Origin of the sequence: Streptomyces sp. NPDC032940 (assembly GCF_040636935.1) — a bacterium.
Lineage (GTDB): Bacteria > Actinomycetota > Actinomycetes > Streptomycetales > Streptomycetaceae > Streptomyces.
Genome location: NZ_JBEZVJ010000015.1, coordinates 27,957 through 42,491 on the forward strand (window position 1 = coordinate 27,957; position 14,535 = coordinate 42,491).

The 14,535-nt window shown below is 68.7% G+C and carries 8 protein-coding genes; 6 read left to right on the forward strand and 2 right to left on the reverse strand.

What is annotated here, in order from left to right:
* The first annotated feature begins 39 nt into the window (after nt 1-39).
* Entirely contained in the window at nt 40-2,313 is a 2,274-nt protein-coding gene (locus tag AB0E77_RS19575) for a DUF6571 family protein (protein ID WP_361572211.1), read from the forward strand.
* A gap of 3 nt (nt 2,314-2,316) precedes the next feature.
* A complete protein-coding gene (locus tag AB0E77_RS19580) occupies nt 2,317-2,970 on the forward strand; it encodes a hypothetical protein (protein ID WP_361572214.1) in 654 nt (217 codons plus the stop codon).
* Between the two features lie 778 nt (nt 2,971-3,748).
* Here AB0E77_RS19580 and mycP read toward each other — a convergent pair.
* Both mycP and eccB read right to left on the reverse strand, forming a co-directional pair.
* Nucleotides 3,749-5,002: a type VII secretion-associated serine protease mycosin gene (mycP, locus tag AB0E77_RS19585; protein WP_361572217.1), complete on the reverse strand. Its 1,254-nt coding sequence runs from the start codon at nt 5,000-5,002 to the stop codon at nt 3,749-3,751.
* 35 nt (nt 5,003-5,037) lie between these two features.
* Nucleotides 5,038-6,564, reverse strand: a complete 1,527-nt coding sequence (gene eccB, locus AB0E77_RS19590) for a type VII secretion protein EccB (RefSeq protein WP_361572220.1) — start codon at nt 6,562-6,564, stop codon at nt 5,038-5,040.
* 222 nt (nt 6,565-6,786) lie between these two features.
* Here eccB and eccE point away from each other — a divergent pair, with 222 nt between their 5' ends.
* The 4 genes from eccE (at nt 6,787) to AB0E77_RS19610 (ending at nt 14,530) form a co-directional block, all read left to right on the forward strand.
* Nucleotides 6,787-8,172, forward strand: coding sequence for a type VII secretion protein EccE (gene eccE / locus AB0E77_RS19595; RefSeq protein ID WP_361572223.1), 1,386 nt, complete (start codon nt 6,787-6,789; stop codon nt 8,170-8,172).
* The gene (locus AB0E77_RS19600; RefSeq protein WP_361572226.1) at nt 8,172-8,942 is read left to right on the forward strand and encodes a hypothetical protein; all 771 of its coding nucleotides are present in this window, start codon (nt 8,172-8,174) and stop codon (nt 8,940-8,942) included. The genes eccE and AB0E77_RS19600 overlap by 1 nt, the downstream gene beginning before the upstream one ends.
* Nucleotides 8,943-9,233: 291 nt before the next feature.
* On the forward strand, nt 9,234-12,287 hold the full coding sequence (locus AB0E77_RS19605) for an SCO5717 family growth-regulating ATPase (protein ID WP_361572229.1): 3,054 nt from the start codon (nt 9,234-9,236) through the stop codon (nt 12,285-12,287).
* 359 nt (nt 12,288-12,646) lie between these two features.
* Complete coding sequence (locus tag AB0E77_RS19610; protein ID WP_361572232.1) at nt 12,647-14,530, forward strand: peptide ABC transporter substrate-binding protein; 1,884 nt, start codon at nt 12,647-12,649, stop codon at nt 14,528-14,530.
* Nucleotides 14,531-14,535 lie beyond the last annotated feature (5 nt).

Genomic DNA, 14,535 nt, shown 5'->3' on the forward strand with positions numbered 1-14,535 from the left:
AGACAGCGCAACTCCCCGATTATCCTCCAGGAGTGTTCCATGGAACTCGATACCCTCCGCGACGCCAATTTCAAGCTGCTTGACGACGCAGTAAAGGACTGGTCCGCCCTGGTCAAGAACCTCGAAACACTAAAAAAGGATGCCGAGGACAACCTTGCCAAGGTCGCTTACAAGGCCCAGTGGGCCGGTAAAAACGCCAAGGTGTCCACAGAGTTCATCCGTAAGACTGCCGGTGAGTTTACCGATGCCCATACCCAGGCCGACAGCATTTATAAAATTCTCAGCGACACCGCAGGTGAGCTGAAGGGCTACCACCGGCAACTTGTCGAAGCGATCGACGGCGGCAGGAAGAAGGGCCTCAGGGTCCTTGGCTATGAGGGGGGATTCACCGTTACAACGGACGTTCCTCCAGAAGCACGCAGCAAGATGGACCAAGACAACAAGGCAGACATCACCGCACTCCGCGATGAAATCCAGAGGATTCTCAACAAGGCCACCGAGAGTGATAACTCTGCCAAGACCGTACTCCGTGCCATCGCAGATCAGAGCAAGTTGGGATTCGCCGACGCCAGCTACAAGGACCGAGACTCCGCTGCCAAAGCCATCGCTGACGCCGAAGCCATGGCCAAGTTGGCGAAGAGGGATCCACACGACGTGACCAACACGGAATTGGCCACCCTCAACTCTGCTCTTGTCAAGTACAAAGACGACCCCCTCTTCGCCGAGAAGTTCGCCACGAGTGTCGGACCGAAGGGACTTCTAACTTTCTGGGCAGGAATCGCTGATCCTTACCAGGCGACCTACGACCCGACTCGAGGGGACGAAGCCAAGCAACTTCAGAAGAATCTGGGCATCACCATCGGTCGAGCGACACTCTCTGACAGCTCTGCTATGACTACCTGGAAGAGCTCGATGCTTGAGCTGGGTGAAAATCAGCTCGAAATCGACGACGCAAGTAATCCAACTGGTTTCGCGGTCATGAGTAATCTCATTCGCTTCGGCGACTACGACGACCAGTTCTTGAACGATTACGGCAACAGACTTGTCGCCTATGACAAGCAGCTCAACGGCGAGGGAATCAACCTCTGGATGAATAATGCGAATCAAGGGGACCTAAACTTCTGGGGTTACAAGAACGACCGTGGTCGCGACCCAATGACCGGGTTCCTCGAAGCATTGGGACACAACCCTGACGCTTCGACGGAATTCTTCGCCTCACCCGACGTGACTCTTGACCCGAGCGACAAAAAGTTCGAGGTCAATGAGCACCTCAAGTACCTGACTCAGGAGCGCGTCTGGGTATCCGACGCTACACTCCAAGGCGACGACGACTACGTCGCCGGGCGCAATTCTCTGGGTCACGCTCTGGAGTCAGCAACCACCGGATTCGCATACGACACGGACATCAAGGACATCATTGCAGCCGGCGGCGGACATCGCACTGCCGACACAGCCGCAGTCATGGAGCAGGTGTCGTACACGTACGGGAGTGAGAACGGTCCCAAGATGCTGCATGATCAGCCTGAACTTGCCGACAGCTTGGGAAAGATGGCGGGCGCCTACATCGACGACATCGACCACAGCCTGTCTGGTGTCGGTAATCACGTGCTCGATGAGAAGACATTTCCACCGCAGTACAAAGGGCGTGCGAATTTCACCGAAACTGGCGCTATCAACTTCTTGAGCGTACTTGGCCAAGATGAAAAATCCCACGCCGCCGTCACAGCTGCACAACATCTGTACACGCTTAGTGCGTTGGATGCGCACCCGCCGACGAATGACGACAACATCGGGCGAGCCCATGATGCTCTGGTGACAGGGGCAGAGGCCCGCGGCATCCTCGACAACTCGCGCGTCGGGCAGGCAGAAGCGACCTACAAGGGGGATGCGGAGGAGGCCAACAAGTCGTTGGGTCGGTCCGCTGACTGGGTCAAGCTCGGGGCGGGGGCTGTTGTTGCCGGTGGCATTGCTGCTATCCCGCTCCCAGGGTCCACCGCGGCGGCGCTCGTAATCGCTCCCGTCGCCGCGGATACCGTTGGCGACGCAGTGAATACTTTCATCGGGCATGGAATCGATCACGCAGTGGACGGAAAGGAACAAAAACCCGCAGAGAAGGCTCAGCTGACGAGCAGCGAGTTCTATGGCAAGGGAGCTGATCAACTTGGTTCCGCCTATGCTGCTTACATTGGCGAGAATGAGAAAGTAAACAAGACTGCCGATTCTGGAGATTGGAACCAAGACATCGAGAACGCCTACTACGGTGTTGGTTCCCATGAGAGTGAATACCGCGGTCGCGCCCCTTACGAGGACTGACCCATGAAACTTCTGACACAATCCGTGTCCCGGAAATCGCTGCTTGCAGTCGCGGCACTGACGGTAACTCTGTCCGCTTGCAGCGGCGACGAGCAGCAGAAACCAACCTTGAGCGCGGCACAGGTATGCGCCTCCACACTGGACGAGTCGGCAACTGCGGCACTGGAGCGGATGGGTAACACGAAAAACTTCCGGGAGAACTACAGGGGTACCCCCGAAGGGTTTTCTCTCGCCAGCGTGGCGCGGACACTACACGATGATGCCACGCGGCGTACCGGCTGTTTCGTCTACAAGGCGGACGATGACAGCGGTCATCCACTGGTCGACGTGGACTTCTCTGCCACCGCCATGCACGCCAAGCCGAATTCACCGTCCGAGGCGGCAGACCCAGATAGCATTTTCTACCCCATCGGGCTTTACGCCAAGACTCAGAGCACCAACAGCGCCACGCTATACTTCGCGTGTTCGACAAGGGACGGAAATACCGAGACCCCCTACGTCAAGGCGACGTTGTACAGCTCTCCTGATCAGGTCTCCACCAAGGCTAATGGTAAAGATATTATGACCATTCTGAACGCAATGTCCCGGGCCTTGTCTCGTCACCTGGGTTGTGAGTCGGAGGCAGCACTGCCACCCCAGGTCACCGTAGGCAACTGAGACCGACAAGGCAGGGGCCAGACACCCGTGAATATCGCGGAGTTCTCATGATCAGTCGTAGAATCAGAGACTTTGATGGTCTCCGATGGTGGAATACAACCGTTCGCGCTGCCCCTGTTCATCTAGTTGCTGTCGCCGCTCTGACTACGGTTATGGGCTGTAGCAGCGGGAAAGCCGCTCGCGACTACGCGGTCCCTGGTGCTTTGTGCGGGACGCCTGTGAGCGCGGCGGAGCTCACAGCGTTCCTGCCCGCAGGCAAGCAGATCACGATGAGTGAGGAAGCCCACTCCGGGACGAAGATCTGCAAGGTGGTTGTCGATGGGACCCTGGTGCTGACAGCTACGCAGGCTTGGGTGGCTCAGGGACGAACCACGTCCTACTTCGCCGCAGGGCAGACCCTCAAAAGGGTTGATCGATCAACCGACTCGGGGCGATTTCGCTTTTCCGGAAATGAGGGTTTCGGTAAGACGCGCAAATGCACGGACCGTAGATACAAACAGGAGCTGTATGTGGCAATTCAGGCACAAGGATCGCACCATAGCGATGCAGATGCCATGAAGCGCCTCATCACTTCTTATACCGAGAGGGTCGAGGATTCGGCCGCGTGCACCGCAGACGCGCTATAGCCCTGTCCTGTTCACCGCCGCCGAGATCGGCCCGACCGTGAAGGTTGGGGACGCGTTGCCGGCCGACCCCGTGACGGTGTTCGCGAGGCGGGCCCAGCAGGCTCTCGGCGGGGACGAGCCGTCGGCCGGTTTCGACGGCGTCTGAGGCGCCCTCACCGCCCCCCGTGTCTCCGGCGGGCGTCTCTGATGGCCACCGCTGTGCCCGTCAGGCCTGCTGCCAGGACCAGGCCGCCCACGACCACGTAGGTGCCTACGCGGGTGTTGCGTTCCTCGGCTGTTTCGCCGAAGTGGACCGGGGGGACCGAGGGGGCCTCGGCCGGGAGGACGCCCTTGTCGGGGGTCGGGGATTCCGCCGGGTGGGCCGGGTCCACGTCCGTGAGGGCCTTGACCGGGTCGATGACGCCCCAGCCGACGAGGCGGTCGTGGCCGGGGATGGAGCGTTCGGCCGTCTGCTCGATCTGGGCGACGATCTGGGCGGCCGTCCACTGGGGGTACTTGGCCTTCAGGAGGGCGGCGACGCCGGCCACGTACGGGGCGGAGAAACTCGTGCCGTTGTCCGAGCAGTGGCCGCCGCCGGGGACCGTGGAGATCATGTCGACGCCGGGGGCCGCCACGCCGATGAACTCGTTGGACTGGGAGAAGGACGCGCGTTCGTTGTTGCGGTCGGAGGACGCCACGGCCAGGACGCCCTCGTAGGAGGCCGGGTAGGTGACCTTGATGTTGCCGCCGAGGCCGTCGTTGCCGGCCGAGGCGACGACCACGACCTGCTTGGCCAGGGCGTAGTTCACCGCCGACTCCAGCGTCTCGCCGGGCGCGACGGCGTTGGCCGTGTCCTGGGAGATGTTGATGACGTCGGCGCCCGCGTCGACGGCGTACCGGATCGACTGGGCGAGGGTCTTCGCGGTGCCGTTGCCCTCCGCGTCGTTCTGCTTGACGGGGATGATCGTGGCCTCGGGGGCGAGGCCGACGAAGCCGGTGCCCTTGGCGGGGCGGGCGGCGATGATGCCGGCCACGCGGGTGCCGTGGCCGACGGTGTCCGTGGTGCCCTGCGCGTTGCCCCGGTCGATCTCCTCGCCCTTGGCGTTCTTGGCGGGGAGGTAGTTCTTGCCCTTCGAGGCGTCGACGGCCTTGGTGAGCTGCGGGTTCTTGACGTCCACGCCCGTGTCGATCACGGCGACCTGCACGCCGGCGCCCTTGGACTGCTCCCACAGCTCGTCGAGGTTGACGCGTTGCAGGGACCAGGGGCGGCCCTCGTACTTCTTGGAGGGGAACGTGCACTGGCCGCCGTCGTCGGCCCTGGCCTCGGGCGCCGGGAGGGCGCACACCGCGGTTCCGGCGAGGAGCGTCGCCGCGAGGACCGTCCGGGCGGTGCGGGAGAGGGTGGGGAAGCGGCTTTCGTGCGGCATCAGCATGTCTTCGTCGTTCTTCCTGGTGGCCGCCGTCACGAGCCCTGCGGCTGCCGTGCCGCCGCTTCCGACAGGCGGGGTCCGGTGGGCAGGAACGTCGACCAGTTCGCCGGAACGGGGGACGGTGCGACCTTCTCGTAGCCGAGGCGGGTCTGGGCGATGCGGGCCTCGCTCAGCTGCTGCTCGCGCTGCTTGGCGGAGGTTCCGATGCCCTTGTCGTCCGTGGCGCTGTCGCTGTTGGACTGCAGGGCGTAGCGCAGCCCCGTGTCGGTGACCAGGAAGACGCCGCCCGCGCCGGTCTCGGTGCCCTGGAACTGCCGGTAGAGCTGGCCCGAGCCGGGGGTGACGTAGGCGCTGGAGGAACCGGTGGGGAGCTGGGCGGGGAAGTCCTTGCCCGCCCAGGTGGACAGGGTCGTCGTGCCGTTCTTGCCGTTCACCGAACGCAGCACGTTGCAGACGGTGTTGCGGCCCCCGGTGGCGGAGGAGCCGTCGTTGACCGTCTGGGGCCGGTACGACGGCCAGTTGAGCTCGCCCTCGAAGTCGGTGCTGTCGACGACCGCGCCGGGGCTGACCTGTTGCGCCTCACCGGCCTGTCCGACGCCGACGAGGTCACCGCTGTTGAGGAGCAGGGTGGCGGTGAACTCCGAGATGCGTGCCACGGCGCCCTGCAGGACGACGTAGTACTGCATGCGCCGGCCGTCGTAGGCCTTGATGACCATGCCGACCTTGTCGTACTCGCGGAGCATGTCGGAGGCTCCCGCGTCCGCGCCCGGGGTGCCCTTGATCTGAGGGATGGCGATCGGGTCGCCCTTGTGGAGGGTGTCGAGCCAGTCCTGGGAGACGCGCTGCGGGGCGCGGCCCTGGGTGTCGAGGGCCTTGAGGACCTCCTTGTCGGCCGGGTCCGCGAGCGGATAGGCGTATCCGCGGGAGTCGACGACGTACTGCTTCTTGCCGTCCGGGCCGACGACGTACATCAGCTCTCCGCCGGTGAGCTTGTCCGCGCCCTCGGTCCTGGACCACTCCTTCCGGGCGAGGACGAACGCCGCCTTCTGGATGGCGCGGCCGCCCGGTCCGGGGCGCTCGCAGACCGCCCACCGCATGGCCTTCTCCGCCTCTTCGGGCGAGGGCAGGCGGTCGGGGGCGTAGGGGATGCCGATCGTGGCGCCGTGCGGGGGATCGCCGCGGTCCAGCACGTCCTCGGCGACGGTGATGACGCTGTCCTTGTCGGGGTCCAGGAGGAGCTTGGCGGACGCCATGTTGAGGACCGGGTGCAGCTGTGTCTCCCCGCCCGTCTTCAGGACGACGTACCGGGTCGTGGACTTGCTGGCCACGATCACGTGCGCGCCCGGCTCGTCCCACCCCTTCGGGGCGGTCGGGCTGAACATGCCGATCGCGCCGAACACGGCGAGGATGACGACGCCGACGACGAGGCTCGGCACGACCGCTCTGAGCGGCTTCGGAGCCCCCTCCTCCGAGCCCGAGGGCGACGGTTGCAGGAAGGACGCGAGAGTGCGGCGCTTCGCGAAGGTGTAGGCGTTCAGTTCATCGCGCCGTGATGCCATCTGTGTTCGTTCTCTCCCCGTACGAAGCCATGGAGACCGGCGGAGCGGCAGTGCGGACCACTGGTCTCCGCCCCTTCCCGGTTGCCTCTGGAACCTCGGCTGTCAGACCCGGCCCCTACTATGCCTGTTGCACGGTGGTGCGCGTGGCACGGGTAGGGTGCTGAAGCCTCGCCGCCCTGCTGAGTGCGGTGTTTTTCGGGATAGTTCGGGGGTTTTGCAGTGATGGCTTCCGCACCGCGAACCCGGTCGCGATCGCAATCCGCGGCGCGGCGGGCCGCCGCGGCGCCGGCCGCGGGTGGTGCCGCGGCGTCTCGCGGTTCCTCGGCCGCAGGCGGCTCCTCGGCGACCGGGCGCGGTTCCTCGGCCGCTCGCGGCTCCGTCACGCCGCATCTGCAGGCGCGTTCGGGACGCAGCGGCTCTTTCGCGCTGCAACGGCTGGTGATGCTGGAGCTGGCCGCCGCGCTGGTGGTGTGCGGCTGGCTCGTCGGCCCCGCCGCCCTGGCGCCGGCGGGTGCGGTCGCCGCCGTCCTGCTGCTGCTCGCCGTCGTACGCCGGCGGGGGCGCTCCCTGCCGGAGTGGCTGGGCAGTCAGCTGGCGCTGCGGGCCAGACTGCGCAAGGCCCCGGGGACCGAGCTGCCGCCCGGCGTGGACTCCAGCCTGGTGCCCGCCGTGGAGTGCGAGCCGAATCTGCGGACGTACCAGTACAGCCACCGGGACGACCACGACCGGCGCCCGGTCGGCATGGTGGGCGACGGGGGCTTCCTCACCGTCGTCCTCCAGGTGGAGGCCGACGCCGGTGCCCTGCGCGCCGAGCGCGGGCGCACGCCGCTGCCGCTCGCCCTGGTGCGGGACGCGCTGGACGTGGACGGCATCCGGCTGGAGTCGGCGCAGGTCGTGGTGCACACGCAGCCCGCGCCCGCACCTCATCTGCCGCAGCAGTCGGTCGTGGTGACGAACTACGCGCAGCTTCAGGCGGAGACGGTCTCTCCCGCGGTCCGCATCATGTGGATCGCGCTGAAGCTCGACCCCGAGCTGTGCCCGGAGGCGGTCGCCGCGCGCGGCGGCGGGCTCCTCGGGGCGCAGAAGTGCCTGGTGCGTTCGGCGGGACATCTCTCCAGCAGGCTGACGGGCGCCGGCTTCCGGGCCAACGTGCTGACGGAGGAGGAGCTCGCCTCCGCGATCGCCACCTCGGCGTGCGCCAACCCGATGGTGACCTCCCAGCCCGGCCAGGGCGGCGACTCGCCACGGCGCCGGACCGAGGAGTCCAGCCGCAGTTGGCGCTGCGACAACCGGCGGCACACCACTTACTGGGTGCGGCGCTGGCCGCAGCTCGGCGGCTCCGGCGTCTCGCTGCCGCAGCTGGTGGCCCAGTTGACGGCGGTTCCCGCGCTGGCGACGACGTTCAGTCTGACGCTGGCCCGCAGCGGACAGCAGGACGTGGCGATCACCGGGCATCTGCGGGTCACCGGCCGCAGCAGCACCGAACTGTCCGACGCGCGCCGGGCCCTGGAGCGTGCCGCGCGGCAGGCGCGGACGGGGATCGTCCGTCTCGACCGCGAGCAGTTGCCCGGTGTGCTCGCCACGCTGCCGCTCGGAGGTGCCCGCTGATGGCCATGACCACGTCGACGACTCCCGCCGCCCCCGCCGGCGACCGGCCGGCCGGCGGTATGCGGGAGCGGCTGCGCACCGGCTTCGGGCTGCTGGGGCCGCGCCATCCGCGGCACACCCTGTCCCTCTCCCAGATCGACACCCTCGCCCTGCCCGTCGGGGACGACGGGGTCGTGGTGGGCGTGGACGCCGAGGGGCAGCCCGCCGTCCTCGGGGTGAACCGCCCGACACCGTTCGACATCCTCTTCATCGGCGGCCTGTGGACGGCGCAGGTGCTGGCGCTGCGCGCGGCGGCGACGGGTGCGCGGGTCACGGTGGAGACCGGCAGACCCGGGCACTGGGCGCAGGTCGTCCAGGCCGTCGGCGGCGGCCAGTCGGGGATGACGGTGCACGACGTGGGCCGGGTGCCTCCGCAGGGCGCCTCGGCGATGGGGCCGGTCCTGGTGATCCGGGACTGCGGTATGCGGCCTCCGCGCGGGCGGGTGGCGTCGGCGCCGTGGCAGTCGGTGCTCACGCTGCTGCCGTATCTGAGTCCGGTGGCACCGCGGTTGATGCGTCAGGCGCGTCTCGTGGGTGTCCAGCGGGTATCGCCGGACGAGGCGGTGGAGATCGGCCGCGCCGCGCGGCTGCCCCGCGCCGAGTACGAGGCCCTCCCCACGCTCGCCGACGGCGTCACCCTGTGGTGTACGGAACGGGACCGGCAGTACGTGATGACGCAGCCGACGGATGCCGAGGTCGGTCTGCTGGGCACGCCTCGCCGGATGGACTGACTGACCGTCTTTCGACCGTTTTGGTGTGTCATATCGCCTGTTCCCGCCCACCGTGGCGACGGGGGATGTCCGGGTCGGCGGTCATCGAGTGCCGGGCGGGGCTGCCGGGGTGGTGCCTGTGGTGATTAGGCTGGGCACCGGCGCGACGCCAGAACCCGTGGACGGGGCGTCGGCGTCCCAGGGGGAGAGCCGGTGGATCGGACGACCTCGAACGACCTCGGACAACTGCGAATGACAAGCAAGGGTCGCCCCAGCACGGCGTGAGGGTGCTCGACCACACCAGGAGGAACTGTGAGCAGCGATCGGGACGGGATCCGCGGGGGCTGGGCGACACCCGGCGATGACCAAACCGACGCGGAGTCCGCAGTCGAGACGACGGGCGAGTTCACCATCGACTACGCCCCGCCCGCCTGGTACACGCAGAACGCGTCCGGGGACTCGGGGCGGGGACAGGGACAGGCGGCCGGTTCGCCGGACGGCGCCGCGTCTGCGTCCACGCCTCCCGCTCCCCAGCCCGTGTCCCCGCCGGCCGCGCCCTTCGCTCCGCCGCCTCCGCCGGCGACGGGCACGCCCTACGCCCCGCCCGCGCCTCCCACGGCCGGGTCGGCCGGGGTGCCCGGTCTTCCGGTGGGGAGCGGCTTCGAACCCCAGCAGCCGGCCCAGGCGGCGCCCCTCGCCGAGCCGGACCCGGAACCCGAGGTGCGGCAGCCGGCTCCGGCGGAGTCGCGCGTCGAGCCCGAGCGCGGCAACGGCGACCTCGAGAGCGGCGCCACCATGCGGTTCTCGGCCGCCGCTCTGAAGCGCGAGTTCGCGGAGCTGGCCGCCGCTGACGAGGCGCGGCAGCGCGAGCAGCGGGAGGAGCACGAGGGCGGCGGCGACGATGCGGTGAGCGCGGCCGCGGAGGCCGACGGCGAGCCGGTCCCCTCCGGTGCGCCCGCCCACGCCGAGACCCACGCCGAGACCCACGTCGAGACGCACGCCGAGGGCGAGGGCGAGACCGACGGTGGGACCGGCGAGGGAGCCGACGACGCGGCCGGTGCGGGCGATGCCCCGTCGGGGTCCGCCTCGGTGGACGACGACGCCGCGGAGCCCGAGCACACCGAGGCCGACGGCGACGACGGAGCCCTGGCCACGGCCGACGGGGACGGCGACGACGAAGCCCTGGCCACGGCCGACGGGGACGGCTCTGCCGGTGACGACGGTCTCTCCGCCGGTGTCTCCGGCGCCCCGGAGACGGAGGGGGACGTCGAGTCGGCCGCGGAGGCCGGCCCGGAGGCCGCCGCCGATCCCGGTGCCGCGACCCCCGTCACCCCGGCGCCGCAGGACGGCGCGGCCCAGGACGGCGCCCCGCAGGGCACGCCCCCGCAGACCCCCGCACCCGCCGACGTACCTCCCCCCGCGCCGGGCGGTGTGCCGCCGTTGCCTCCGTCGTACCCCCCGGCCGCGCCCGCCCCGGCGCAGCAGTGGCCCGCGCAGCCGCAGCCGGCGCCCGCCGCACCGGGCCGTCCGGACGGGCCGGCTCAGCAGCCCTCCTTCCAGCCGCATGCACCGCAGCCCGCGCCCGCCGCTTGGCACGCACAGGCCGGTACGCCCATGCCGCCGGACCAGGCGCCGGGGCAGCCCTCGGCCCCGGCGGGTTACGGCTTCCCGCCGCAGGGTGCCACTCCCCCGGCGGCGGCCCAGCCCCAGGGACCGCAGCCGGGCCATCCGGGCGCCATGCCCGCCCCCGCCGGCTACGGCTTCCCGCAGCCGGGAGGCCCGGCCCCGCAGCCCCAGCCCCAGCCCCAGCCGGGCGGCTACGGCTTCCCCCAGCCCCCCGCACCGCACGGCCAGCCGCAGCAGCCCGGCGTACCGCACCAGGCGCAGCAGATCCCGCCGCAGGCCCAGCCCGGCGGCCAGGTCCCGCAGCAGACGCAGACACCCCAGCCGGCCCAGCCCGACCAGCAGCAGCACCAGCCGCCGCACCAGGCCGTGCCCCAGCCGCACCCCCAGCAGCCGGCCGACCCCCGGCTCGGTACGGCCTGGCCGCAGCCCATCCAGCACGATCAGCGCCAGCCCACCAACCCCGGTGCGGCGCCGCTCGGTTACACGGCGGCCGTGGAGCTGTCCTCGGACCGGCTGCTCAACAACAAGAAGCAGAAGGCGAAGAGCAGCCGCCCGGCGGCCGGAGGTTCGCGGTTCAAGCTGGGCGGGAAGAAGGAGGAGGCCGAGCGGCAGCGCAAGCTCGAGCTGATCCGCACGCCGGTGCTGTCCTGCTACCGCATCGCCGTCATCAGCCTCAAGGGCGGTGTCGGCAAGACGACCACGACCACCGCGCTGGGCTCCACGCTCGCCACCGAGCGGCAGGACAAGATCCTCGCGATCGACGCCAACCCGGACGCCGGTACGCTCGGCCGCCGGGTGCGCCGCGAGACCGGGGCGACCATCCGCGACCTCGTCCAGGCGATCCCGTACCTCAACTCGTACATGGACATCCGGCGGTTCACGTCCCAGGCGCCGTCCGGGCTCGAGATCATCGCCAACGACGTCGACCCGGCCGTGTCCACGACCTTCAACGACGAGGACTACCGGCGGGCGATCGACGTCCTGGGCCGGCAGTACCCGGTGATCCTGACCGACTCGGGCACCGGTCTGCTGTACAGCGCCATGCGCGGGGTGCTCGACCTCGCCGACCAGCTGATCATCATCTCCACGCCCTCCGTGGACGGTGCGAGCAGCGCCAGCACGACGCTGGACTGGCTGTCCGCGCACGGGTACGCCGACCTCGTGTCCCGGTCCATCACCGTGATCTCGGGGGTCCGCGAGACCGGCAAGATGATCAAGGTGGAGGACATCGTCGGCCACTTCCAGACGCGCTGCCGGGGCGTCGTGGTGGTGCCGTTCGACGAGCACCTGGCGGCCGGTGCCGAGGTCGACCTCGACATGATGCGGCCGAAGGTGCGGGAGGCGTACTTCAACCTCGCGGCGATGGTCGCGGAGGACTTCGTCCGCCACCAGCAGTCGCACGGCCTGTGGACGTCCGACGGCAACCCGCCGCCGGTCGCCGCGCCGCCCATGCCGGGCGCCGAGTTCCCGGGCCAGGGCGTTTCCGGCCAGCAGCCCTACCCCGGCCAGCCGTACCCGGGACAGCAGCCCGTACAGCCGCAGCAGTACCCAGGACAGCAGCCCGTACAGCCGCAGCCGTACCCCGGCCAGTCCCAGCCGTACGGGCAGCCCGCCCAGCAGCCTGGGCAGGCGTACCCCCAGCACCACCCCGGGCAGCCGTATCCGCAGCAGCCCGGACACCCCCAGCAGCCGCAGCCCTCGCAGGGCCAGACTCCGCCGCCGCCCCCGCCACAGCAGTGAGCCGGCGGCCCTGAGGCCCGCGTCGTCATCCGACGGCGCGGGCCTTCGCGCGTTCGCGGTCAGAACCGGCGGAAACGCGCCGCCACCCTCTCACCAGCAAGGCGTCAGTGGTCTCCACCAATGTGGCCGAACCCACGGTGAACTCGCCGTTTCCGCAGGCCACATGGGGTTTGACACACCGTTGACGCGCGCAGACTGCCGCTGATAGACACACTCTTCATTCCGTCGGCGTCAACCGATCAAGCTCCACGCAAGGCTGTTCAAAGACCGTTCACATCCGTTCGCACCTGTTCAAGCCCGCCCCGTGTGGCACGCCGAGCGAGCGTCCCGCGCGAGTGATGACGCGAGGTCTCCGAACCATGAACACACAAGATCAGCACGGCAGAGGACGTCCCGGCCCCCGTCCGAGGAAGGCGCGGCTGCTGGCCGCCGCGGGCGCCGCCGCCCTCGTCCTCGCGTCCGGCGTCGCGACCCCGTCGGCCTCGGCCGGACCGCGCAGCGCCCCGGTGCAGGCCGGGGAGGGCGAGCAGGGCGGCAAGGTCCTCACCGTCGCGGTCGCGCAGAGCGTCGACTCGCTCAGCCCGTTCCTCGCGGTGCGGCTGGTCAGCACGAGCATCCTCCGGCTGACGTACGAGTACCTGACGGCCTACGACCCCAAGGACAACCACGTCGTCCCCGGCCTGGCCACCCAGTGGCAGTCCTCCCCGGACAAGCTCACCTGGACCTACACGATCCGCTCGGACTCCAAGTGGTCGGACGGGCAGCAGGTCACCGCCGAGGACGCGGCGTGGACCTTCAACAAGATGATGACCGACGACGGCGCGGCCACCGCCAACGGGAGCTTCGTCACCAACTTCGAGAAGGTCACCGCGCCCAGCCCCACCCAGCTGGTGATCAGGCTGAAGACGCCGCAGGCCACGATGACCGCGCTCGACGTGCCGATCGTGCCCAAGCACGTGTGGGAGAAGGTCGACGACTTCTCGGAGTTCAACAACGACAAGACCTTCCCCCTGGTGAGCGACGGGCCGTTCGTCCTCACCGACTACAAGCCGGACAGCTATGTGCGGCTGAAGGCCAACAAGGACTACTGGCGGGGCGCCCCGAAGTTCGACGAGCTGGTCTTCCGCTACTACAAGGACCAGGACGCCGCGGTCGCCGCCCTGCGCAAGGGCGAGGTGTCCTTCGTCGCCGGCTCTCCGTCGCTGACCCCGGCCCAGGCGGCCTCGCTCAAGGGCGACGAGAACATCCACGTCAACGACGCGCCCGGCCGCCGTTTCTACGCCCTCGCCACCAATCCGGGCGCTCAGTCCAAGGACGGCACGAAGTTCGGTGACGGCCACCCGTCGCTGCTCGACCAGCGGGTGCGCAACGCGCTGTTCATGGCGGTGGACCGCAAGACGATCGTCGACAAGGTCTTCCAGGGCCACGCCGTCCAGGGCGAGGGGTACATACCGCCGCGCTTCTCCTCGTACTTCTGGAAGCCGTCGGCGGACCAGGAACTCGCCTACGACCCGGCCGCCGCGGGAAAGCTGCTGGACGAGGCGGGCTACAAGAAGAACGCGGACGGCAAGCGCGTCGGCAAGGACGGCAAGCCACTCAACTACCGCGTCCTGTGCCACGCCACCGACCCCAACGACAAGGCGGTCGGCAAGTACCTCCAGGAGTGGTGGGGCGAGCTCGGCATCGGGACGACCCTCAACTGCCTGGACAACGTGACCGATCCGTGGCTCGCGGGCAAGTACGACCTCGCCTTCGACGGCTGGTCCGTCAACCCGGACCCCGACTTCGTGCTCTCCATCCACACCTGTGCGGCCCGTCCGCAGACGCCCAAGGACACCGGCGCCACGGACAACTTCATCTGCGACAAGACGTACGACGACCTCTACGCCAAGCAGCTCGCCGAGTACGACCCGGGCAAGCGGGCGGAGCTCGTCAAGCAGATGCAGTCACGGCTGTACGACCTGGGCTACATGAACGTCATGGCCTATCCGAACGCCGTCGAGGCCTACCGCACGGACCAGATCAAGTCGATCACCACGATGCCGTCCGACGCGGGCAACATCTACGGCCAGGACGGCTACTGGAGCTGGTGGTCGGCCGTCCCCGCGGACTCCGGTGACTCCTCGGACGGTTCGTCGTCGACCGGCGTGGTGATCGGGATCGTCGCGGGCGTCGTCGTGCTCGTCGGCCTCGGAGCGCTCGTCGCGGTGCGCCGCCGGTCCACGGCGGAAGAGCGTGAGTAGGCGCT